Annotated in this window: 14 protein-coding genes and 1 tRNA gene; 8 read left to right on the top strand and 7 right to left on the bottom strand. The window is 70.2% G+C overall.

All coding sequences use genetic code 11. The annotated features are described in order from the left end of the window. The first annotated feature begins 136 nt into the window (after nt 1–136). On the top strand, nt 137–904 hold the full coding sequence (locus tag EJK15_RS06460) for a nuclease-related domain-containing protein (RefSeq protein ID WP_138709438.1): 768 nt from the start codon (nt 137–139) through the stop codon (nt 902–904). On the opposite strand, the gene EJK15_RS06455 is transcribed toward EJK15_RS06460, so the two are convergent. Both EJK15_RS06455 and EJK15_RS06450 read right to left on the bottom strand, forming a co-directional pair. After that, nucleotides 901–2,352 (bottom strand): vWA domain-containing protein, encoded by a 1,452-nt coding sequence (locus tag EJK15_RS06455; protein ID WP_206060690.1) that lies wholly within the window; start codon nt 2,350–2,352, stop codon nt 901–903. The two genes, EJK15_RS06460 and EJK15_RS06455, sit on opposite strands and share 4 nt — an antisense overlap. Next, complete coding sequence (locus tag EJK15_RS06450; protein ID WP_138709437.1) at nt 2,345–3,184, bottom strand: AAA family ATPase; 840 nt, start codon at nt 3,182–3,184, stop codon at nt 2,345–2,347. The genes EJK15_RS06455 and EJK15_RS06450 overlap by 8 nt, the downstream gene beginning before the upstream one ends. A gap of 108 nt (nt 3,185–3,292) precedes the next feature. Here EJK15_RS06450 and EJK15_RS06445 point away from each other — a divergent pair. Beyond that, nucleotides 3,293–3,366: transfer RNA gene (locus tag EJK15_RS06445), tRNA-Lys, on the top strand. 141 nt (nt 3,367–3,507) lie between these two features. On the opposite strand, the gene EJK15_RS06440 is transcribed toward EJK15_RS06445, so the two are convergent. The 3 genes from EJK15_RS06440 to EJK15_RS06430 form a co-directional block, all read right to left on the bottom strand. Beyond that, nucleotides 3,508–4,095, bottom strand: a complete 588-nt coding sequence (locus tag EJK15_RS06440; protein ID WP_138709436.1) for a phosphopantetheine-binding protein — start codon at nt 4,093–4,095, stop codon at nt 3,508–3,510. Further along, nucleotides 4,092–9,680 (bottom strand): non-ribosomal peptide synthetase, encoded by a 5,589-nt coding sequence (locus tag EJK15_RS06435; RefSeq protein ID WP_138709435.1) that lies wholly within the window; start codon nt 9,678–9,680, stop codon nt 4,092–4,094. Before EJK15_RS06435 ends, EJK15_RS06440 begins: the two co-directional genes overlap by 4 nt. Nucleotides 9,681–9,828: 148 nt before the next feature. Continuing rightward, entirely contained in the window at nt 9,829–11,178 is a 1,350-nt protein-coding gene (locus EJK15_RS06430; protein WP_138709434.1) for an MFS transporter, read from the bottom strand. A 179-nt stretch (nt 11,179–11,357) separates the two neighbouring features. On the opposite strand from EJK15_RS06430, the gene EJK15_RS06425 reads away from it, so the two are divergent. Beyond that, a complete protein-coding gene (locus tag EJK15_RS06425) occupies nt 11,358–12,572 on the top strand; it encodes a cytochrome P450 (protein WP_138709433.1) in 1,215 nt (404 codons plus the stop codon). 18 nt (nt 12,573–12,590) lie between these two features. On the opposite strand, the gene EJK15_RS06420 is transcribed toward EJK15_RS06425, so the two are convergent. After that, nucleotides 12,591–13,430 carry an AfsR/SARP family transcriptional regulator gene (locus EJK15_RS06420; protein ID WP_138709432.1) on the bottom strand — a complete coding sequence of 280 codons (840 nt, stop codon included), beginning with the start codon at nt 13,428–13,430 and terminating at the stop codon, nt 12,591–12,593. Between the two features lie 143 nt (nt 13,431–13,573). Here EJK15_RS06420 and EJK15_RS06415 point away from each other — a divergent pair, with 143 nt between their 5' ends. Genes EJK15_RS06415 through EJK15_RS06405 form a run of 3 tightly spaced genes read left to right on the top strand, consistent with a single transcriptional unit; the run spans nt 13,574 to nt 17,871 of the window. Beyond that, nucleotides 13,574–14,386, top strand: coding sequence for a DUF2306 domain-containing protein (locus EJK15_RS06415; protein WP_138709431.1), 813 nt, complete (start codon nt 13,574–13,576; stop codon nt 14,384–14,386). Further along, on the top strand, nt 14,386–16,011 hold the full coding sequence (locus EJK15_RS06410) for a PhpK family radical SAM P-methyltransferase (RefSeq protein ID WP_138709430.1): 1,626 nt from the start codon (nt 14,386–14,388) through the stop codon (nt 16,009–16,011). The genes EJK15_RS06415 and EJK15_RS06410 overlap by 1 nt, the downstream gene beginning before the upstream one ends. Nucleotides 16,012–16,035: 24 nt before the next feature. Beyond that, nucleotides 16,036–17,871, top strand: coding sequence for a non-ribosomal peptide synthetase (locus EJK15_RS06405; RefSeq protein WP_138709429.1), 1,836 nt, complete (start codon nt 16,036–16,038; stop codon nt 17,869–17,871). On the opposite strand, the gene EJK15_RS06400 is transcribed toward EJK15_RS06405, so the two are convergent. Then, nucleotides 17,858–19,087 (bottom strand): cytochrome P450, encoded by a 1,230-nt coding sequence (locus tag EJK15_RS06400; protein ID WP_206060689.1) that lies wholly within the window; start codon nt 19,085–19,087, stop codon nt 17,858–17,860. The two genes, EJK15_RS06405 and EJK15_RS06400, sit on opposite strands and share 14 nt — an antisense overlap. A 145-nt stretch (nt 19,088–19,232) precedes the next feature. Here EJK15_RS06400 and EJK15_RS06395 point away from each other — a divergent pair, with 145 nt between their 5' ends. Continuing rightward, nucleotides 19,233–19,964, top strand: coding sequence for a thioesterase II family protein (locus EJK15_RS06395; RefSeq protein WP_171074147.1), 732 nt, complete (start codon nt 19,233–19,235; stop codon nt 19,962–19,964). 29 nt (nt 19,965–19,993) lie between these two features. After that, complete coding sequence (locus tag EJK15_RS06390) at nt 19,994–21,781, top strand: non-ribosomal peptide synthetase (RefSeq protein ID WP_206060688.1); 1,788 nt, start codon at nt 19,994–19,996, stop codon at nt 21,779–21,781. Nucleotides 21,782–21,972: the final 191 nt, after the last annotated feature.

Genomic DNA, 21,972 nt, shown 5'->3' with positions numbered 1-21,972 from the left:
GTTGTTACCCCGTCTTGCCGGTGCCAATCTCCTCACCTTAGGCTTGCCTTGGTTATGGGGCGGGTATCCCTTGACCGGCGAGGGATCTTCGGCGTGGCAGATCCTGCAACTCATCTACTCTTTCGGGGAGTTTGCCGTGCCCGGTGGCTCTATCTACGTGCAGCCCAGCGAGAAGTACACAGGGAATTCCCCGCAGTGGTGGTACGAGAAGTTCTGGCGCGAGGACGCCCAGAGCCGGCGCAGGTCCAGGTACATCAAGGCCGCTGTGGGGTTCGTCATCGGGGCCGCGCTGGCGGTCAGGTTCGATATCACCGGCGCCGCGCCGCTGATCGGCCTCCTGCTCGGCGGGCTGGTGGCCGGGGGCGACTGGTTCCTTGACTGGCGCTCGTTCCACGCGACCGCCGTCTGGCGTGGGGCCAAGCGCGGCGAGGTGGTCACCGGAAGGCTCCTGCGCAGGTCGCTCAGGCGGCTTGGCTACAGCGTCCTGGATGGCCGCGCCATCCGCGACCAGGCCTCCATCGACCACCTGGTGATCGGTCCCGCCGGCGTGTGGGTCATCGACAACGAGTCCTGGAGCCCCGACACCGAGATCGACCGCTACAACGGACGGCTGTTCTTCGGCGAGAAGTACGGCACCAAGGAGGCCAAGGCCCGGGTGGAGACCGCCGAGGCGTTCGCCGAGCTGCTCACCCGCGAGACGCGCATCCCGGTGACGATCACGCCCATGATCGCGGTCCACTGCGGGCAGCTGCCCAAGGGCGGCAGGCTGGCGGCTGAGGGAGTGCTGCTGCTCAAGCCGCGACTGGTGGTCAAGGAGATCAAGACGGCCGAGACCGGAGTCTACAGCGACGAGCAGATCGAGCTGCTGACCCGCACCGCCGCCAGGGAGCTGCAGAAAGCCTAAGCCAGGTTCTCGATGAACGCGGTGAGCTGGGCGACGTTGCGGCACTCGTACATCGGGACGACCGTGCCGTACTCGCCCGCCACCGAGTCTCCCGTGTCCCACTGCCGCCGCGGCTCGGGGTTGAGCCAGTACGCGTGGCGGGACCTGGACACCAGGGATCTGAGCACGTCCAGAGCGGGCGGCTGGTAGTTGGACCGGGCGTCGCCGAGGATCAGCAGCGACGTCTTGGAGCCGATCGCGTCGCCGTACCGCTCGGCGAAACGTGCCAGCGAGTGACCGTAGTTGGTGCGGCCGAAGCGGACCATGTCGGCCTCGTTCGCCAGCCTGGTCATGGCCTCGACGACGTCGGCGCCCGGCACGAAGAACCTGGTGATCTCGTCCACCGTGTCCACGAAGCCGAACGCGCGCACCTTCGTGAACTGCTCCCTGAGCGCGTACGTGAGCAGCAGCGTGAAGTGCGCGAACGACGAGACCGAGTCGCTGGTGTCGCAGAGGATGACCAGCTCGGGCTTGTGCGGGCGGGGCGGCCGGAAATGGGTGGTCAGCGGCACGCCGCCGGTCTGCAGCGAGGCCCGCATCGTGCGCCGGAAGTCGAGGCGGCCGCGCCGGCCCTTCCTGTGCTTGATCGTCAGCCGCGCCGCCAAACGCCTGGCCAGCGGGTAGACCTCCCTGCGCAGCCTGGCCAGGTCGGCCTTCGTGACGCGCAGGAAGTCGATCTGGTCGAGCGGGGGGCGGACGGCGGAGCGGGCGATGCGCTCGATCCCGGAGTCCTCGGCGATGCGGCGGCGTACGTCGGTGGCGACGGCCTCCTCGAAGCGCCGGATGCCGGTGCCGACCTGCTGGCGTACGGTCTTCTCGGCCAGGCCGCCGCGCTCCTGGCCGGCGAGGATGTTGCGGAGGATGCGGGCCATCAGGGTCTCGGGGGACAGGGCCCGCATGACGCTGTAGGAGAACCAGTTCTGACGGCCGGGACCGGCGGGCTGGCGGCCGAAGCGCTCGACCATGGCCTGGGCGAACTCGCGCAGTGCTGAATGGTCGCGCTCACTTGGCCCTCGCTGGTCACGCGAGCTACCGCTCTCGGGCCTGAACGTTCGCCGCTCCAGCTCCGGGTCCGTGCCGCCGGTCAGGAGGCCGGCGAGGTGGTCGCGGAGCTCCTCGACCGTGGCTGTCTCCGGATTCATCGCCTCATCGGAGCGTGGGGCGTACATGCCGGTCGTGGCCGCCGGGAACCACAGGTCGAACAGCACGTCGAACCCCGGCCGGTACGCCGGCTTCTTGACCAGCGTCGCCGCGTAGGCGGCGCGCAGCGACTCCCGGTCGGCCAGCTCGATCACCCGCAGGGCGTGCGCCGCGTCCAGCCCCTCGGCCACCGACACCGGCACTCCGGCCTCGCGCAACGCGTGCACGAAGCCGATGTGCCGGTCGACCAGCGACATCCGGTCAGGCATCCGGCAGCCCCAGCTCCTTGACCGCCCGCGCGTGGTCGGAGGCGTGCTTCAGCACCACGCCCAGCGTTCCCGCCACGGTCGCCTCATCCAGCTCCTGCCGGCCCAGGGCCAGCAGCGTGTTGGCCCAGTCCACGGTCTCGGCCACCGAGGGCGCCTTCTTCAGCTCCAGCGCCCGCAGCGTCGCCACCGTCCTGGCGAGCTGCTCGGCGAGGTCGGCCCGGATGGTCGGCACCTGGGCGAGCACGATGTCCCGCTCCCGTTCGGGGGCCGGGTATCCGATGTGCAGGTAGAGGCAGCGCCGCTTGAGCGCCTCGGACAGCTCGCGGGTCGCGTTGGAGGTCAGCACCACGTACGGCCGGCGCGTCGCGGTGATGGTGCCCAGCTCCGGGATCGTCACCTGGAAGTCGGACAGCAGCTCCAGCAGCAGCCCCTCGACCTCGACGTCGGCCTTGTCGGTCTCGTCGATGAGCAGCACGGTGGGGTTCGCCGACCTGATCGCCTTCAGCAGGGGGCGCTCCAGCAGGAACTCCTCGCTGAAGATGTCGTCGTCGGCAGTGGTGGCCTGGATCCTGAGCAGCTGCTTCTTGTAGTTCCACTCGTACAGCGCCCGGGCCTCGTCGAGCCCCTCGTAGCACTGCAGCCTGATCAGCTCGGCGCCGGTCGCCAGCGCCACCGCCTTGGCCAGCTGCGTCTTCCCGACCCCCGCCGGGCCCTCGACCAGCAGCGGCTTGCCCAGCGCCGCGGCCAGGAACACCGAGGTGGAGATGGCATCGTCGGAGAGGTAGTCCACGGCGGCGAGCCGCTCCGTCACGTCGGTGGGCGAGTCGAACATCGATGATCCTGTCTGCCGGAGCTCGGGCCGAACTTTATTCTAGCGGCACAGGCCCGGCTGATACTGATTCGACCAGGATAGGGATCACCGGTATATTTCTCTCTGCAAGCGCCGCTAGCTCAGTTGGTTAGAGCAGCTGACTCTTAATCAGCGGGTCCGGGGTTCGAGTCCCTGGCGGCGCACCGATTCGGACAGGGGTCGAACCAATGGTTCGACCCCTGGTTCGTTCCCTTTGGGAACGCCTTCTTCGGCCGTTCGTCACCGTCGGTGAGCGCCTCACGGATCTGGCGGCGGAGCTTGGCCAGGTCCTCCTCGGTGGGCTTTCATCTTCTCGCCGCCTCCGCGATCACGTCCCTGGAGCTCGGCGTGGGCTGGTCGATCAGCTGTGCCAGCTCGTCGACCGTGGGAGAGGCGAGCACCTCCAGCAGGGGCACCTCCACGGCGAAGATCTCGTGGATCTGGGCGGCGAGCCGGGTCGCCAGGATGGAGGAGCCGCCCAGAGCGAAGTAGTTGTCGTGGATTCCGACGGTGTCGATCCGGAGGAGCTCCTTGATGATGTCGGCGAGCCGGTGTTCCACCGGCGTGCGCGGGGCCACATAGCCGTTGACCGGGCCGCTTTCCGCCGGAGGCTCCGGCAGAGCGCTCAGGTCGTAGTCGCCCGCCGGCGTGAGCGGGAACTCCTCCAGGACGAAGAGGTGTTCCGGGATCAGATAGTCAGGCAGCAGGCTGGTCAGGTACTGCCGGATCCTGACGGTGCCGAGCGCCGGGTCCGGGCCGGTGACGTAGCCGAGAAGCGCGGTGCGGCCGTCCGCCGCGACGTGCTCGGTCACGACCGCGCCGCACACCTCCGGCACGTCGCGCAGCGCGGTCAGCGTCTCGATCGGGTCGACCGGCGTGCCGGAGTGGCTCATCGCGCGGTTTCCCCTTCGAGCTTGCCGACGTACTCCAGCGTGCCGTCGGCCCACCGGCGTCCGAGGTCGCCGGTGTGGTGGGCGCCGAAGCAGATCTCGGTGACCTCGCCGACCGCGGCCGGCTGCCCCGACGGGTGCCGGAGCTGGGCCGGCGCGTCGTCCAAGTCGGTGCCGAGGGGGACCCGTGGGGGAGCGGTCTCCCGCCGCCAGTCCTCCGGCATCGTGTACGTGGCGAGCGGCCGGCCGTCACCGCCCATGCGATACAGGCCCACGCACCGGCAGGAAGGCGACAACCGGCGCAGCGCGTCGAAGTCGTGGGAGATGAGCTCGCCGGAGTTGTCGACGAAGGCGTACCTCAGCGCGGGCAGCTGCGGCAGCGGGTTCCTGGCGGCTATGGTCCGCAGGGCTGGCGGGTTGACGTAGATGACACTGACGGAGTTGTCCCGCAACCACGCCACGAGAGCGTTGAAGTCGCCCGTGAACGAACGGTCCGGGATGACCAGCGTCGCCCCGGTGTGGAAGGCGCTCGACATCGCCGAGACCAGGTGACCGGGCTGGTTGGACAGCACCGCGAACCGGTCGTCGCCGCCGAGCTCGAACCGCTCCAGTGCCCAGTCGGAGAGTACGGCGGGCGGGTCGTCGCCGGATCGCGGAGGCAGTTCGCCGAGATCGAGCTCGCCAGAGCTCACATCCAGGACCGTCGAGACCCCGTCGGCCTCCTCGACGACCGTGAACTTCCTCCCGTCCTTCGCACATCCGAGCACCGCCGCCACGAAAGTGGCCGTGGGCCGCCTGACGATGGTGACGCGTTCCCCAGGCGGCAGGTCCCGCTCCGCCAGCACCCGCGCGACACGATCGGCCGCCGCGGCGAGCCACTGGTAGCTCCATTCGCCGTCCTTGTCGACGACCGCGATCCGGTCAGGGGATCGTCCGTGCCGCTCGACCGCCAGGTGTAGCGCGGGCAGCGGCCGGTCGCCGGTCGAGGTCTCGGCGACGGTGACCGCCTCGGCATCGTCCAGGGGGTAGTCGAGAATGCCTCGCGTGGAGTCCTGCGCCACTGTGATCAGCATCGTGCGCAGGTGTTCGAGGAGGATCTCCATCATCGAGGCCTGGTAGCGCTCGGCGTCGTATTCGAGCCGGAGCTGGTAGGCGCCGAAAGCCTCCAGCGCGGTGAAGACGAGGTCGAAGCTGCTGAGCAGCTCGGGCAGAGGCATCGCGGTGAGCGAGACGTCGCCGATCTGCCGGATCGAAGGCAGCTCGAAGACGTTCAGGACCACCTGGAACAGCGGCGTTCGCCGGGGATCGCGCGGTACCTGCAGCTCCTTCACGAGGATGTCGAACGGCGCGTCTGAGTGGGCGTAGCCGTCCACCGAGACCTGGCGAGCGCGCTTCAGCAACTCGGTGAAGGCCGGGTCGCCCGACAGGTCGAGATGGAGCGGCATGGTGTTGATGAAGACGCCGATCAGGTTCTCGATCGCGACGTCTGTCCGTCCGCTGACCGACGTCCCGATCACGATGTCCGACTGGCCGGACCAGCGGCGCAACACCGTCGCCAGGCAGGCCAGCACCACCATGAACGGGGTCACACCGTGCTTGCGGCACAGCTCGTGCACGGCGATCGTCTGCTCGGGGGAGAGCCTGGTCAGGCTGCGACCGCCGCCCGCTCCCGGAGTGCGCGGCGCGATCGGCATCGTGATCGCCGGCGGTGCCCCGGCCAGGTGACGGCGCCAGTAGTCCACCTTCTCGCCGAGCTCCTCGCCGACCAGGCGCTCGCGCTGCCACACGGCGAAGTCACGGTACTGGACGGGAAGCGGGAGCAGTCCGGCCCGGTCCACGTCGCCGCCCGCCTCGTACAGCGCCACCAGCTCCAGCCCGAACAGGCCGATCGACCAGTTGTCCGAGACGACGTGGTGCGAGGTGATGTTGAGCATGTGCTCGGTGTCGCTCAGCTTGACCAGCGTGCACCGGAACAGGGGACCCTCGGCCAGGTCGAAGGCGGCGCTGAACTCCTCGTCCAGCAGTCGCTTGGCGGCCTCGGCGCCGTCGTCGGCGTCGCTGAGGTCCACGATGTCGAGACTCCAGCCGTCGATCTCGCCGACGACGGGAACCGGCCGGCCGTCCACGGTCGGGAAGCTCGTGCGCAACACCTCGTGGCGGGTGAGGATCGCGCGGATGCTGGCCTCCAGGTCGCCGACCTTGAGCGGGCCGACCAGGCGATACCGCCCGCCGACGTGGTAGGCCGTCTTGGGCCGCAGCTGATGCTCCAGCCAGAGCCGCTCCTGGTCGAACGAGAGCACCGGCTCGGCGTCCGGCGGTCGCGGACGGACGGCCCTGTCGGGGTCGGCGGCGCTGGCCGCGTGCGCCAGCAGCGCGATCGTGGGCTGCTCGAAGAAGTCGAGCGGCGACAGGCCGATGCCCTCCTCCTGGGCCCTGGCCACGACCTGGATGGCCTGGATCGAGTCGCCGCCGAGGTCGAAGAAGTTGTCGTGGATGCCGACGGTGTCGACGCCGACCACGGCCGCCACGATCTCGGCCAGCTTCTGCTGCAACGGCGTGCTCGGCGCGACGTAGTCCTCGGTCAGCTCCGGCCTGCCGCCGTCCGGCGTGGGCAGGCGGGCGCGGTCGAGCTTGCCGTTGGGGCTGAGCGGGAGCGCGTCGAGCTCCACCAGTGTGGAGGGCACCATGTAGGCGGGCAGCTCGCGTTCGAGGTAGCGGCGCAGTTCGCCGAGGTTCGGCGCGGTCTCGCCGCTCGGCGGGACGACGTATGCCAGCAGGCGCCGGTCGCCGGGCACGGGCTCGTAGAGGGTCACGACCGACTCGGCGACCTGCGGATGCCTGCTGAGCGCCGACTCGATCTCCGCGGGTTCCACCCGGAAGCCGCGGATCTTGATCTGCGTGTCGACGCGGGAGATGAACTCCAGGTTGCCGTCTGGGCGCAGGCGCACCAGGTCGCCGGTGCGGTAGAGCCGTTCCCCCGGGCGCGCCGGGTCGGGATCGGCGACGAAGCGCTGCGCGGTCAGGCCGGAGCGGCCGAGATAGCCGCGGGCCAGGCTGATGCCGCCGATGTACAGCTCGCCGATGCCTCCCAGGGGCACCGGCCTGAGCCGGCTGTTGAGCAGGCGCAGGTCGGCCGAGGGCAGGGCGGTTCCGATCGGCAGGTTCGGCCAGTCGAAGCGGTCGATCGGGTCAAGGCGGAAGAAGGTCGAGCTGACCGTGGTCTCCGTCAGCCCGTACACATGCATCAACGGCACGCCGAGCCGCCGCCACATGGCCAGCCGTTCCGGCAGGACCCGTTCCCCGCCGATGATCACGAGTCGCAGGCAGCTCGGCAGCTTGCGGTCCAGGCGGTCGAGCTCGCGCACCCACTCGTGCCAGTACGCCGTGGGCAGTTCCATCACGGTCAGCCGGTCCCGCTCGACCAGGTCGGCGAGGTCGGCTTCGCCGCTGATCAGGTGCTGCGTCGGGATGACCACGGCGCCGCCCGCGAGCCAGATCGGGAACAGCTCCTCGACCAGCACGTCGAAGCTCGGCGAGGCGAATTGCAGGAACCGGTCTCCGGCGCCGAGCCCGAGCCGGTCGACGATGTCGCGGGCGAAGGTCACCAGGGAGCGGTGCTCGATCATGGCGCCCTTGGGGCGGCCGGTCGAGCCCGAGGTGTAGACGACGTAAGCGAGCGAGGCCGGATCAGGCGCCTCGGCCAGATCGCAGTCCGCGTCGCCACCGGCCATAGAAGGTCCGTCGAGGAAGACCATCTCGATTGCGGTGTCCGGCGCCAGCCGTTCCTGAGTGACCAGTACCTTCGCGCCCGCGTCGGCGAGGATGAAGGCGATGCGGTCGGGCGGATAGGCCGGATCCACGGGAACGTAGACTCCACCGGCCTTGAGCACGCCGAGGATCGCCACGGCCAGCTGAGGCGAGCGCTCCACCAGGATGCCGACGCGCGTCTCCCTGCCGACACCCCTGGCACGCAGCGAGTGGGCCAGCCGGTTGGCCTCCCGGTTGAGGTCGGCGTAGCTGGTGGCGACCCCGTCGCAGACGACGGCGGGCGCGTTCGGCGCGAGCGCGACCCTGCGCTGGAACAGCTCGACGAACCCGGCCTCGACGTCACGCGCCGTGAGAACCGGCGCCTGGGCCGCCGGCGCGGGGGCGACGGTCAGCTCCACCTGCCGCACCGCGTCGTCGGGCGCGATGGCGAGCTGGCGCAGGATCTCCTGAAACTGGCCGGCGAGCAGCACCACCGTCTCGGCGTCGAACAGCTCGGTCATGTAGTGCCACTGCAGCTGCAGCGACTCGCCGCGGGGGATGGCCGACAGGGTGAGGTCGACCGACACCAGCCCAAGGTCGATCGGCTCCGGAGTGATGCGCAGGCCGGGTACCTCAAGGTCGTTCCCCGGCACGGTGAGCACATTGATCCACAACCGGCTCAGCGACGTCTGCGACGCCTCCCGCCCGAGGCCGAGCTCGTCGATCACCCGGTCGAAGGGCAGGTCCTGATGGTCCAGAGCGGTGGCCATGGTCTCGCGTGCCCGGCTCACGACCTCGCGCAGCGTCAGCTCCTCGCTCAGCCGCATGCGCAGGGGCAGCGGGTTGGCGAAGCAGCCGATGATCTGTTCGGTCTCCACCCGGTTGCGCCCCGAGACGAGCGAGCCGATGACGATGTCGTCCTGCTCAAGGTAGCGGTGCAGCAGCATGGAACAGCCGGCGAGCAGGATCGCGACCAGTGGCGCGTTCTCGCGCTCGCTCAGGTCGCGCAGGGAGGCGGTGAGCTCGGGGGAGAGGTTCACGATGTGCACGTCGCCGGCGAACGTCGGCCGCGCCGGGTACGGCCGGTCGGTCGGCCACACCGGCGGCGCGGGGATGCCGTCCAGCGTCTGCCGCCAGTGCTGCAGCTCGGCGGCCACCCGCTCCTCCCCGAACTGCTCACGCTGCCAGGCGGCGAAGTCACCGAACTGGAGATCCGGCGCCGGGAGGATGCCGCCGCCGTTCAGCCGGATGCCATACAAAGTCACGAGCTCGCGGACCACGATCGACAACGACCACGCGTCCGAGGCGGCGTGGTCGGTGGTGAACAGGACGACGTGCAGGTTCTCGGCCAGGCGCATCAGGGTGACCCGCAATCGCTGCGGATCCCTGGGGTCGAAGGGACGCATGATCTCGGCCTTGCAGTGCCGGCGCACCGACTCCCGCTGCCGGTCAGGCGCGGTGTGCGTCAGGTCGACCGCGGGAGTGGGCACCGGGGTGACCGGGTGCACCACCTGGACCGGGATCCCGTCCTGCAACTCCACCGTGGAGCGCAGCACCTCGTGCCGCTCGACGACCTCCGTGAGGACCCGGCTCAGCAACTCCAGGTCGAGCTCGCCGTCGATCCTGAAGGCGCTGTTGATGTTGTTGGCCGACCGCAGCCGCTCGATGGCCCACTCCCGCTGCTGCGCGATGCCCAACGGGGTGGGGCGGGAACGATCGCGTGGCCGGATCCGCTCTTCCCGGACCGGCTCGCGGGTCGCCATCAGGTCGGCGACCCGCGATTCCAACTGCGCCCTCTGCTCTGACGAGAGAGCCGCGATCCGGCTTTGCAGGTCGGTCATGAGGTCTCCCCATCCGCGCGGGTTCTCGCGCAAGAGCCATTCAACGAAGGACAGCGCCCGCCGGCTCCGCTGTGCGCGCTTCTGGTGAGCGACGCTACCCGCGGGCCGATCAGAGAGGGCGTCACCGGAACACAGGACGGCTCGGGGGTCAGCCGCGGCTCAGCCGCTCGCCGTCCTCGCCGTCGGACACGGTCGTCAGGATGGGCTCGTCCTTCGGGGTGATGCCGCCGGACGGCCTATCGGGAAGGTTGCGCAGATCACGCTGCCGGTAGGCGACGGCCGCCGTCACGATGACGGCCAGCCCGCACAGCAGGACGAGCAGCGCCGTCCCCCGGCCCACGCCGACCCCGAGGAATGAGCCCACGGTGGAGGTGAGCGCTCCGCCCTCGCGCAGCAGCGGCTCGAAGACGAGGTCGGCGAGCGGCCCGGCGAGCCCGAAGGCCACGCACTGTACGGCGCTGGCCACCATGTTGAACAGCGCGAACACGCGGCCCTGGATGTCGGGTTCGACCTCGACCTGGAGGATGCCTCGGGCGGTGCCGTCCACGATGGTGGAGAAGAGCGAGTAGCCGAACGCCGCGATCATGATCAGGACGACGCTCGGTTGCAGCGCGCCCAGGGACAGGAACACGCCGATCGGCAGCGTGAGACCGGCCAGAGCATGGATGCGCCGGCGCGGACCACCCCACGTGGCCAGAATCAGGCTCCCCACCACCGCGCCCACGCCGACGGCCGCCAGTACCAGACCCAGCGCTTCGGCTGACGCGAACGAGAGGACCACCGGCGTGATCAGCACCTCGGCGGGAGCGACGCAGACGCCGACCGCGCCGTAGAGGACGACGAGCGCGACGAGGCCACGCCGCCTGGACAGGTACGTCCAGCCCTGCCGCATCTCGCTGAGCAGCGTGCCCGTGTTCTCCGACCCGGCGGCGGACTTCGCCTGCCGGGGGATGGAGACGAACAGCACGACCAGCATGTTGAGGACGAAGGACATGCAGTCGAGCAGGAGCACGCCGCCCAGCCCGATGGCGAGCAGGAGCACGCCGCCCGCCGCGAACCCCACGGTGCCGCCGAGCGCCTGGGCGAGCAGCACCATCCCGTTCGCGCGGCCGACCTGCTCCTTGGGCACGAGCAGGATGACGATGGAGTTCATGGTCGGGGCGGTAAGCGCCCGCAGGAGCGACTGGACGCCGACGCCGATGAGGATGTGCCACGGCTGGAGCGCCCCGGCCATGTAGAGCGCCGCCAGAGCGAAGATCGTGACGGCGGCCAGGGCGTTGCTCACCGCGAGGATGCTCCGCCGGCTCCAGCGGTCGACGAGGGCGCCGGCCAGCGGCGTGACCAGGATCCCCGGAAGGAAGCTCATGACGATGATCAGCCCGTACTGGGTGGCCGACCCGGTCTGCTGGAACACCCAGACGCCTAGCGCCAGGCTGGTGAGTGACGAGCCCAGTACGGAGACCAGATAGCCAGCCCATAGTGTGGTGAACCTACGCATGAGCGAATACTCCGTTCGCCGTCGACAGCCGTCCGGCCACCGCGCACGCGTCCCATGGTCGGGGACTTGGCTCCCGCGGGCACTTCCCTACTTCATGGGACATCCCTCGCGCGCGTAACCGGCGGCCAACCGCCGGAGCCTAGGCTGGGCCCGTCCTGTTAACCGGCAAAGGTAGGACAATGTCGACAGCGCTCATCGATCTGGACGATCTTGACCTGTTCGTGTCCGGCGATCCGCACGCCGCGTGGGCGCGGTTGCGGGAGACCGCACCGGTCTACTGGAACGCGACCGCCGACGGCGGCTACTGGGCGCTGACGACGTACGCGGACGTGAGCGCCGTGTACCGCGATCCGGCGTCGTTCTCCTCCAAGGACGGAACTGTCCTCGGCGGCTCGTACCGCAGCGCGACCGACACCGCGACAGGACAGATGCTGATCTGCTCCGACCCGCCTGAGCACCGGCTGCTGCGCCAGCACGTGCACAAGGCGTTCGGGCGGCGGATGATGGACGAGGCTGCCAGGCACGTGCGGCGCTATCTCACCGACGCGCTCGACCGCCTCGTCGCCGACGGCGGCGGCGACTTCGCGGCCGACGTCTCACCGAACCTGCCCGCCGGGCTGCTGGCCGCCATGTTCGGCATCGGCCGGGACGACGCCTTCCACCTCCTCCAGCTCACCCGCACGATGATCGGCTTCCGCGACGGCGAGTACGTCCGCGACAACGGCGAGGCGATGACGCTCGTCGGCGCGCAGGTGGAGATCTTCGACTTCCTCGCCGACCTGCTTGACCGGCGCCGCAGCGACCCCGGCGAGGACCTGGTCAGCATCCTGATCGCCGCGGAGACGAACGGGCGGAAGCTGTCGGAGAGCCAGATCCTCTACAACGCGCTCAACGTGGCGGTCGGCGGCAACGAGACCACGCCGTTCACCGCGTCGGCGATCGTCGAGACGCTGATCAGGCACCCGGAGGAGGAGCGCCGCCTGCACGCCGACCCGAGCCTGGTGAACACCGCGGTGGATGAGCTGTTCAGGTGGACGTCGACGAACGCGTACGTGCGCAGGACCACGATGCGGGAGGTGACGCTGCGAGGGATCTCGATTCCGGCGGGGGAGACGCTGACGTTGTGGAACTCCTCGGCCAACCGCGACGAGGAGCAGTTCCCGCACGCCGACCGCCTCGACCTCGGACGCACCCCGAACCACCACCTGGCCTTCGGCGTCGCCAACCACCGGTGCGTCGGCATGTCGGCGGCCTGGATGGAGATCACGCTGTTGGTGGAGGAGCTGGCGCGGCGCCGCCTGCGCTTCGCCCTGACCGGCGAGATCGACCGGCTGCGCTCGAACTTCATGCTCGGCATCAAGCACCTGCCGGTCGAGCTGGTGGCGAGCGGCTGAGCGCGGTCGTCTGGAGCCTCACGCGGTCGTCTGGAGCAGCGAGGTGCGGCCGTTCGGCTGCAGCTCGCGCTGCCAGGCCCGCGGATCGATGGCGCGGCCGGTGAAGTCGCCGCGTACCGCCCGGGTGTAGAGCCGCCGGGTGGCCAGGTCCGGCGCCATCTGCAGGTGGTCGCGCAGTCGGCCCGCGCACAGGCGGTACCAGCGCTGGACCTGCTCACGCTGGCCGAGGTGGCCGTGGACCAGCATCAGCGCCCGGTAGGCCTCCTCATGGAACGGCTCGACCTCCAGCATCCGCTGGCACCACCGGATCACGCCGACGTGGTCGCCGCGCAGGATGTCCGTCTCGGCCAGGTAGGTCAGGGCGCACAGCAGCCGGCTGCGCAGCCACTCCCGTTGCGCGGCCGCCCACTCGTACGCCTCGTCCGGCAGGAAGTCGCCCCGGTACAGCCGGGCGGCCCGCCGGTAGAGCGCCGCGGCCGTGGCCCGGTCGTTGCCGCGCAGCTGCGCCGCGTGCGCCTCGTCGACCAGGGAGACGAAGGTCTCGAAGTCGATCGGCACGTCGACGACCTCAAGAAGGTAGCCGGACTCGCGGGTGAGCAGGCGCAGCGCAGGCCCGTCCTCCGCCTGCCGCGTCTCCAGGACCCGCCGGAGCATGTGGGCGGCGACCTTGAGCGAGCTGGAGTCCTTGGACCATGACGCGTCCGGCCACAACGACTCGTACAGCACGTCGCGCGACACGGTCCGCCCGCGACGCAGGAGGAGGAATTGCAGCAGGTTGCGAGCCTTCCCCGCCTTCCACCGCTCCACCGGGCAGCCTTCGAACGCGAGCTCGAACGTGCCGAACGTGCGAATGGACACACCGACGCCGGGTTCTTCCACAGTTGCCGCCGTTCTTAGCACCTCTCTGCGGGTACTCGAAGCTATCCGGACCGCCCTCGCCCAGTGATGTCACATGAAGAAGGGATGCGCTGATCACGGGTCGCGCGGTCATCCTTGTGCGTATGTCATCCGTACCGCAACCGTCTGTCAGCCGGACGCGGGCCGGCGACGAGAAGCGGAACGGTCATCAAGGCCGCGCCGCCCGTCCCGGTCGACGCCGGCTCGGTGGCCGCATTGCCCTGGGAGTGCTGGCGGCCGCGGTCGTCGTGTTCCTCAGCCTCTTCATCCCGAGGTACCTCAGCTTCGATCCGAGCGTGGGCAGGCTCTCACCGGCCGAGCACCCCCTGTACTTCCCGGTGCTCATGACGCACGTGCTGGGCGCGACCGTGGCCATGTCCACCTGCGTCCTGCAGGTCTGGCCGTGGTTGCGGCGCCGACACCGCCGGGTGCACAGGTACGCCGGCCGGATCTACGTTCTCGCGGGCGTCTGGCCTGCCGCGGCCGGCGCGCTGGTGATCTCGGTGATCTGGCCGTTCGGTCCCGTCAGCGCGCTGAGCGACATCGTGCTGGCCCTGCTGTGGTTCTCCGTCACGACCTACGGATTCGTGCTCGCCCGCCAAGGGTGGTACGCCGATCACCGCCGGTGGATGCTGCGCAGCTTCACCCTGACCATCTCGATCATCTTCAACCGGATCCTCGGTCTGCCGATCGGGATGTACCTCGCCTCCCAGCTCGACACGACGTTCATGGGCAACAAGCACTTCATGGAGCAGGCGGCCTCCGCCGCCGCGACCTGGCTGCCGTGGACCGTCGCCTTCATCACGGTGGAGTGGTGGCTGGACCGTGAGCAACGCCGCAGGCCGGAGCCGCGACTCTCGCCGGCTGACGAGGAACTCTCCGCCGACCAGGCGCCGGCGATCGTACAGGAGACGTGATGGACGGTCTCGACTGCGTAGTGATCGGATACAACGAAGGCGACTTCGACGACTACCGGGTCATGTGCGAGCGGGCCGGTCCAGGCACGCCGGAGTTCCAGATCATGCGCTCGGAGCACCTGGTGGTCGATGGTACGGCGATGCCATGGCTCGACGCGTTCAGCCGCATCAGAAACCGTGACACAGGCCGTGCCGACAGGTACCACGTGGGCGAGGTGTTCAACCTGGCGGCGCTGTACCTGACCAGCTACCTGCGCAGGCGGGGCTTGCGGGCAGAACCGGTCTCGCTGTTCAGCGCCGAGCCTGACCGCCTCGCGGCGCTGCTGGCCGAGCAGCCCGCCGTCGTCGCCATCACCACCACGTTCTACGTCAACATCCTGCCGGTGGGCCCGATCGTCGAATACGTCCGCCAGATGTCGCCGTCGAGCCACATCGTGGTCGGCGGCCCTCTCGTCGACAACCTGTGCCAGTCGGGCATGACCGGCGCGGTCCAGGACTTCTTCTTCGCCATGGGCGCCGACTCCTACATCCAGGAGTCGCAGGGCGAGCTCAGCCTGGGCCGGCTGTGCCACGCCATTCGCAGTGGCGCCGACATCGCCGCCGTGGACAACCTGATCCACTGCCCGGACGGGGAGTGGGTCCGCACCCGTCGCCGCCCGGAGAACAACAACCTCGACGAGTGCTCGATCGACTGGGCCGGCTTCAGCCCTGACCTCATCGGCAGGACCGCCCAGCTGCGCACCGCGCGCAGCTGCGCGTTCAAGTGCAGCTTCTGCGACTACCCGACCCGCGCCGGCGCGCTGGCCACGGCGTCGGTGGAGACCGTGCGGAAGGAGTTGCGCGCGCTGGCCGAGCTGGGTGTGCAGAACGTGGTCTTCGTGGACGACACCTTCAACGTGCCGCCCAAACGGTTCAATCAGCTGTGTCAGATGATGATCGACGAGGATCTCGGCCTGCGGTGGTACTCCTACTTCCGCTGCTCCAACGCTCGTGACGAGGAGTCGTTCGACCTGGCCGCCCGCAGCGGTTGCGCCGGCGTCTTCCTGGGCATCGAGTCCGGCGACAGCGAGGTGCTGGCCAACATGCACAAGCTCGCGCAGGACAGCCAGTACCGCGTCGGCATCGCCCGGCTCAAGGAACGCGGCATCGCCACCTTCGCCTCGATCATCGTCGGATTCCCTGGCGAGACCGAGAAGACGGTGGGCAACACCATCGACTTCCTCAACGAGACCGCGCCCGACCTGTGGCGGGCGCAGGCCTGGTGGGCCAATCCCCGCTCGCCGATCTACCAGCAGAAGGAGCAGCTGGCGATCGCGGGCGAGGGCTACAGCTGGTCGCACTTCAGCATGTCCTCAGCGGAGGCCGCGGCGCTCACCGACGAGATGTTCGAGCGGGTGACGGAGTCGGTCTGGCTGCCTCTGTACGACTTCGACTTCTGGTCGCTGCCCTACCTGGAGGGCAAGGGCGTGGGCGTGGGGGAGCTGACGCAGCTGCTCCGTACCAGCCAGGAGCTGATGGGCGTGCGCAACCGAGGGGGCGGGCCCGCGCGGCTGGCCGCTCTGGAACAACGCTTCGCCGACGGCGTGGCCGCCCTGAACGTGGAACCGGCCAAGTTCAGCTACTGACCACATCGATGGAGGGCCGCTCCCATGACCTCACCGGCCGAGGCGGTCGCCGCGGCAGACGACACGAAGGCTGCGGGCTGGCGGTCGGCCGTCAGCCGATTCGAGCAGGTGGCCGCGGCACACCCCGACCGCCCGGCGCTGGTCTGCGACGGCGACGTCCTCACCTTCGGCGAGCTGGCCGCGCGCAGCGCCGCGGTCGCGGCCGGCCTGGCCGGGCGGGGCATCGGCGCGGAGTCCCTCGTCGGCCTGCTGATGCCGCGCGGCTTCGACCTCGTGGTCGGCCTGCTCGGCACGCTGCGCGCCGGAGCCGGATACCTGCCTCTCGACCCCGCCCTGCCCATCGGCCGGCTGCGATACATGTGTGAGCAGGCCGGCACCGCACTGGTGCTGTCCGACGCCGCCACCCGCCGCCGCGTCTCGCCGGCACTGGCGAGGCAGATCCTCAGCGTGGACACCTGCGCCCGCGTCGCCACCGGCGGGCCGTCCCGCCGCGCCGCCATCCGCCCGGGACAGCGTGCCTACGCGATCTACACCTCAGGCTCGACCGGCCTCCCGAAGGGCGTCGAGGTCACGCATGGATCGCTGGCCTCGCTGCTGGACGGCCTGGCGTCCGTCACCGGGCCCGTACCGGCCAGGGTCGGCTGGAACGCCAGCCCGTCGTTCGACGCCTCGGTGCAGCAGTGGTCGCGGTTGTGCCGCGGCGACACCGTCGTCCTCATCGGCGACCACGTCCGCAGCGACCCGCAGGCACTCGCGGCGCTCATCGCCGAGGAGCGGCTCGACGAGCTCGACATCACCCCGTCGCACGTGGTTTCGCTGCTCGAATACCTGCCGAAGGAGCGCGGCGGCGCGCCGCTGCGGCTGCTCGTCGGCGGCGAGGCCGTCACTCCCGCGCTGTGGCGCCGCCTGGCGGATCAGCGCGCCGCCGGAGTCCTCGCGCCGGTCAACCTGTACGGCCCGACCGAATGCACGGTCGATGCCACGTGCGCGCGGATCGACCACGCCAGCCGGCCACATCTGGGCGATCCGCTGCCCGGCGTCCGGGTGCACCTGCTCGACGAGAAGCTGCGGCCGGTCCCTCCCGAGGTCGAGGGCGAGCTGTACGTGGCCGGAGCCGGTGTGTCACGCGGCTACCTCGGCATGCCCGGGCTGACCGCGCAGCGCTTCGTGCCCGACGTGGTCGCCGGGGACGGCGGGCGGATGTACCGGACCGGCGACCGGGCGCGGATCGGGCAGGACGGCAGGCTGGAGTTCCTCGGCCGCTGCGACGACCAGGTCAAGCTGCGCGGGTACCGCATCGAGCTGGGCGAGGTCGAGGCGGTGCTGAGCCGCTGCCCTGGGGTGGTCCAGGGGGTCGCCCTGGTCCGCGACGACATGCCGGGCGGCGCCGGTCTCGTCGGCTACTGCCGCCTGGAACGGGCCGCCGCCGGGTTCGATGCTGAGGAGGTGCGGCGCGTGGCCGCCGAGCACCTGCCCGAATACATGGTGCCGGCCGTACTGGTGGCGCTTGAGCGGTTTCCGCTCACCCGCAACGGCAAGGTGGACCGCGCGGCGCTGCCACCACCGGCCAGGCCGGAGAGCGCCGACCGGGAGGCGACCGCGCCGCGGACCCCGACCGAGCGGCTGATCGCCGACGCGTGGCGCGAGGTGCTCCAGGTCGAGCTGGTCGGCGCGGACGACAACTTCTTCGAGCTCGGCGGCCAGTCGCTGCTCGCGATCCGGCTGGTGGCCCACCTTCGCCGCCAGGCCGGGCGGGCCATCCCGCTCGTCGCGGTGTTCAAGCATCCCGTGCTGCGCGAGCTCGCCGCCCACTTCGACGCCGAGTGGTCCGGTACGGCGCCGCCCCTCAGCGAGCCTTGAGCAGGACAGGAAGGTTGCACGTGCCGCCGAGGAAGTTGGAGTAGACCCGCTTCGGGCTCCCGGTCACCTCGATCCCGGCGACCATGTCGCGAAGGGCGGTGAGCGTGGCCGCGAGCTGGATGCGGCCCAGCCGCGCGCCGAGGCAGAAGTGCGGTCCGTAGGCGAAGGTCAGATGGCGGTTGGGCGTGCGGTCCAGCAGGAACCGCTCGGAGTGGGAGAACTCCCGCTCGTCGAAGTTGGCCGACGCGAGCCAGACCGTGACGACGTCTCCGGCCTCGATCCGTCCCCCGCCGACCTCGACGGGCTCGGTGGCCAGGCGGCCGAGGTGCCTCGACGGCGTCGTCCAGCGCAGCACCTCCTCGACCGCGCTGTCCAGGCCGGCCTCGCCTCGCTGGAGCTCCTGCCACTGCTCGGGATTCTCGGCCAGCGCGAGCACCGCGCCCGTCATGGCCAGCCGGGTCGTCTCATCGCCACCCAGGATGAGGCTGTAGCAGTTGAAGACGATCTCGTCGGTGCCGAGCGGGCGGCCCCTGACGTCGGCGTTGGCCAGGATGGTGACCAGGTCGTCGCCCGAGCCTCCGCGCCGCTCCTCGGCCAGCTCGATGAAGTAGGCGAGGATCTCGTTCTTCGAGGTCCAGGCGTTGGTCGTGGTGTGCGCGGGCTCGTGGGAGCTGACCGAGGACGAGCCGAGCCGGTGGATGTACGGCCGGTCGGCGTCGGGCACCGCGAGCATGTCGCAGATGGTGGCCAGCGGGACCTGGGCGGCCACGTCATCACCGAAGTCGCACTGCCCACGCTCCAGGGCCCGCGCCATGAGCTGCCGCACCTGACCCTCGATCCGCTTCTCCAGCCGGTCGAAGACGGCGGGGGTCAGCGCCGTGGTGATGATGCGGCGCACCTCGGTGTGGCGGGAGCCGTCGGTCACCGCGAGCATCTTCCCGGTGGCGGAGTCGCTCCCCACGAGCAGCGTCTCCAGCACGTTGCCCGAGGTCGAGGTGAAGCGCTGGCTGTCGCGGAAGACGCTGAGCGCGTCCGCGTGGCGGGTGATCACCCAGAATCCCGGATTCTGGTCTCGCGGCGGGTGCCAGTACAGCGGGTGGTCCGACCGCAGGCGCCGCCACACCGCGGACAGGTCGTGCTCGGCGTGGACGGTGGGCGAGGTCAGGTCCAGGGTCTCCACCTGGTCCGGGTCGAGCTCGGGCAGCAGCTGGGACACGCGCACCCCTTCGGTCCGCCGATGAACACCCTCCGACTATCCCGCGCGATGGTTAGCGCGTGGTTACGCCGCCGACGCGTAACCGGCGGCTAACCCCTCGCCTCTAGCGTCTCGAATGTCGGCAGTCGAGATCCCTGGAGGGCACGTGCGCCAACCATCCACGCGCTGGCTGCTGCAGGAGCCGTCGGCCGGAGGTGGGCCGCTGCTGTTCGCCTTCCCGTACGCGGGCTCGGGCGCGTCCTCGTTGCGCCGCTGGCCGGGGCGGATCGGGGAGGCCGAGGTCCATCCGGTGCAGCTGCCCGGCCGCGAACACCGGATCAAGGAAGAGCCGTACCGGGACTTCGAGACGTTCGCCGGGGACGCGGTGCGGGCGCTCGGCCCCTATCTGGAGCGGCCCTACGCCGTCATCGGCCACTGCATGGGCGCGCTGCTCGCGCACGCGTTCACCAACCGCGCGCTGGAGCTGGGTGCGCCGCCTCCCGAGCGGCTGTTCGTCTCGGCGTCGCTGGTGCCGAGCCGCGGCTTCTACGGCTTCTACCACCCCTGGATGTCCGACCGCCGCATCGCGGGAGAGCTGCGACGCGTCGCGAACGATCTCGGAGACGGCGAGATACCGGCCGAGCTGGTGGCGCTGTCAGTCCGCGTGCTGCGCAGGGACGTTCAGATGTGCCTCGACCACGCGCCGCCGGCCAAGGCGATCGGCGTGCCGATCAGCGCGATCGGGTGGGAGGACGATCCCGACGTGGGCCCGGACGACCTGGCGGAGTGGCGAGAGTACGGGGAGACGCGTGAGTACGTGCTGCCCGGCGACCCGCTGACATTCCTGGCAGGGCCCAGTGGGCTCAGGAAGATCATCGAGGACGACCTCGAGTTCTGATCCGACGAGACTGCGAAGAGGATGAGCCTGTGTCCGTAGCGACGATTCCCGAGCTGTTCGCCAGGACCGTCAGCACCCACCCGGACCTGACCGCCGTCAGCGACCACGAGACCCGGCTCAGCTACGCGGAGCTGGCCGACCGCGTCGAGGCCGTCGCGGACGAGCTGATCAGGCTCGGGGTACAGGCTGAGGACCGGATCGGCATCTACCTGCCGCGCGGAGTGGGCGCCGTGGTGACGGTGCTCGGCGTGCTGAGCGCCGGGGCCGCGTACGTGCCGATCGACGTCAGCTATCCCAACCTCCGGCGTGACCAGATGGCCGCCGCCGGCCGGTTGCGCCTGCTGCTCACCGAACCCGGCAGGGCCCGGCGCTTGGCCCCCCTGCCCGTGGAGGTCGCGGAGCTGGACTGGCGCGTGCTCGACTCCGCCCCCGCGCCCGCGCCCGCGCGGCACATCGACCAGAAGAGCGCGGCGTGCGTGTTGTTCACCTCGGGCTCGACCGGTCAGCCCAAGGGCGTCATCCTGGAGCACCGGCAGATGATCGCGTTCGCGGTGGACACGGCGATCCCCGCGGTGGGCCCGCAGGACCGGGTGGCGCAGTCGTCGAACCTGTCCTTCGACACCTTCACCTTCGAACTGCTGCGCAGCATCGCGGGCGGAGCCCAGATGGTGGTCATACCGGCGATCGCCGACCTCATCGGCGTCGACCTGCGGCGCCAGCTCCGGCGCCACCGCATCACCGCGATGCTCGCCCCCGCCATCGCGCTCAACCACGTCGCCCGCCACGACCGCGAGGCCTTCGCGTCTCTGCGGGTGTTGTGCTCCGGCGGGGACGTCCTGCTGGCTGACACCTGCCGTGAGCTGCGGGCCGGCGGCTTCACCGGTGAGCTGCTGAACCTCTACGGCCCGACCGAGGCCACCGTGGCCAGCACCGCCCAGGAGATCCGCGACCTCCCCGCGCAGTGCACCCGGGTGCCGATCGGCTACCCGCTGGCATCGGCGTGCCTGTACGTGCTGGACGACCGGCTCGCGCAGGTGCCGCCCGGCGAGGCGGGGGAGCTGTACGTGGGCGGCGCCGCCGTCGGGCGAGGCTACCTGGAGCAGCCCGGGCACACCGCGCAGCGGTTCGTCGCCGACCCGTTCGCCGGGGACGGCAGCCGGATGTACGCCACTGGCGACCGGGTGCGCCCGGATGCCGACGGAGCCCTGGAGTACCTCGGCCGTGTCGACAACCAGGTGAAGATCTCCGGGCACCGGGTCGAGCCCGCCGAGGTGGAGCGGACGCTCTACCAGCACCCGCAGGTGCGGGAGGTGGCGATCACCGCCGTGGGGGAGGCCGGTGACCTGCGCCTGGTGGCCTTCGTCATCCCGACGGCCGACGAGTTCTCCCCGATGGAGCTGCGTGCCTTCCTGACCGAGCGGCTGCCCTCGCCGTACGTGCCGGCCGAGTTCATCGTCCTGGACGCGATGCCGCTGGACCCGCACGGCAAGCGGGACTGGGGGCGGCTGCGCGAGGTGGCCGACGACCGCTCGCGCAGGCGCCGCTCCTACGAGCCGCCGCGCACCGACACCGAGCGCTACCTCGTCCAGCTGTGGGAGGAACTGCTACGCGTCGAGGCGATCAGCGTGCACGACGACTTCTTCGGTCTCGGCGGCCACTCCCTGCTCGCGGCGCGCGGCCGGATGCGCATCCGGCGCGACCTGCAGACCGACCTGCCTCCTGAGGTGGTGTTCGAGAACAGCGTGGTCGAGGATCTGGCCAAGGTGATCGACCAGGCCCGGCCGTCGCTCGACGCCTCGTCCGCGTCGGCGCTGTAGAGCTTTCCCGTACGGCAGGCGGCCCTCATGCTCAGAGCGCGGCTCCCTCCTGCCCTCCATCACGCTGCGCCGATCGGTGGACGGAACGTTCCATGCTGCGTTGGTTATCCCTCGGGCGATCCCCATTTTGTGTGACATCCGCACGACCACAGCGGCCACGTACCGTTCGGACTATGGCACACCCTTCCTGG

This window comes from Nonomuraea basaltis, assembly GCF_005893125.1.
GTDB classification, from domain to species: domain Bacteria; phylum Actinomycetota; class Actinomycetes; order Streptosporangiales; family Streptosporangiaceae; genus Nonomuraea; species Nonomuraea basaltis.
This window is presented reverse-complemented; position numbering and strand designations above follow the sequence as displayed.

Excerpts from the sequence above, each read along its gene's own strand:
- EJK15_RS06455 (WP_206060690.1), bottom strand. The coding sequence starts at position 2,352 with ATGCCTGACCGGATGTCGCTGGTCGACCGGCACATCGGCTTCGTGCAC.
- EJK15_RS06450 (WP_138709437.1), bottom strand. The coding sequence starts at position 3,184 with ATGTTCGACTCGCCCACCGACGTGACGGAGCGGCTCGCCGCCGTGGAC.
- EJK15_RS06440 (WP_138709436.1), bottom strand. The coding sequence starts at position 4,095 with ATGAGCCACTCCGGCACGCCGGTCGACCCGATCGAGACGCTGACCGCG.
- EJK15_RS06435 (WP_138709435.1), bottom strand. The coding sequence starts at position 9,680 with ATGACCGACCTGCAAAGCCGGATCGCGGCTCTCTCGTCAGAGCAGAGG.
- EJK15_RS06430 (WP_138709434.1), bottom strand. The coding sequence starts at position 11,178 with ATGCGTAGGTTCACCACACTATGGGCTGGCTATCTGGTCTCCGTACTG.
- EJK15_RS06425 (WP_138709433.1), top strand. The coding sequence starts at position 11,358 with ATGTCGACAGCGCTCATCGATCTGGACGATCTTGACCTGTTCGTGTCC.
- EJK15_RS06415 (WP_138709431.1), top strand. The coding sequence starts at position 13,574 with ATGTCATCCGTACCGCAACCGTCTGTCAGCCGGACGCGGGCCGGCGAC.
- EJK15_RS06410 (WP_138709430.1), top strand. The coding sequence starts at position 14,386 with ATGGACGGTCTCGACTGCGTAGTGATCGGATACAACGAAGGCGACTTC.
- EJK15_RS06405 (WP_138709429.1), top strand. The coding sequence starts at position 16,036 with ATGACCTCACCGGCCGAGGCGGTCGCCGCGGCAGACGACACGAAGGCT.